The sequence below is a fragment of the Aestuariibaculum marinum genome (assembly GCF_014596975.1).
GTDB classification, from domain to species: Bacteria; Bacteroidota; Bacteroidia; order Flavobacteriales; family Flavobacteriaceae; genus Aestuariibaculum; species Aestuariibaculum marinum.
Genome location: NZ_JACVXD010000036.1, coordinates 1 through 794 on the forward strand (window position 1 = coordinate 1; position 794 = coordinate 794).

Here is a 794-nt window from a genome sequence, read left to right on the forward strand (position 1 = left end):
GGAGTAAGTTTTATAGAGGTTTCGTCAAACAATTCAGATGGCTCTACAGGGTTTTTTACTATTAACCAAGGTCTTGATAGTGGCGATACAACATTGAGTTCATTACAAGCGGGGTCTCATGAGTTAATGGTTCATGGAATCTGTGGAGAGTCGGTTTCAACAACGGTTGAAATTAAACAACTAGAGGAACTTGCGATAGTTAATGCAACACCAAACGACATATGTTTTGGTGCTTCCTCTTATTCCGGAAGTATAGATTTTGAGTGGACGGGTAACGCTACAACTATGGAAGTTAGTTTTACCGGAGGTGTTTATGTCTATTCAGACGGATTTGAAAATGGAGAAAGAACCATTTTTGGTTTACCGGCTGGAAATGTACAAATAAAACTGGAAGATAATTGTGGGAATATGGTTGAAACCAATGTGGAAATTAAACAGCTGGAAGAACTAGCTATTACAAATGCGGAACCAATTGATATTTGTTTTGGAGGATTTAGTAGTTCAGGAGAAATAAATTTAGAATGGACAGGCGGAGTAAGTTTTATAGAGGTTTCGTCAAACAATTCAGATGGCTCTACAGGGTTTTTTACTATTAACCAAGGTCTTGAAAGTGGCGATACAACATTGAGTTCATTACAAGCAGGGTCTCATGAGTTAACGGTTCATGGAATCTGTGGAGAGTCGGTTTCTAAAACGGTTGAAATTAAACAGCTGGAGGAACTAGCTATTACAAATGCGGAACCAATTGATATTTGTTTTGGAGGATTTAGTAGTTCAGGAGAAATAAATTTAGA

At 37.7% G+C, this 794-nt stretch carries 1 protein-coding gene; it reads left to right on the top strand.

All coding sequences use genetic code 11. The annotated features are described in order from the left end of the window. On the top strand, positions 1-794 hold a 794-nt coding region (locus ICJ85_RS16110), incomplete at both ends, for a hypothetical protein (RefSeq protein ID WP_188224822.1).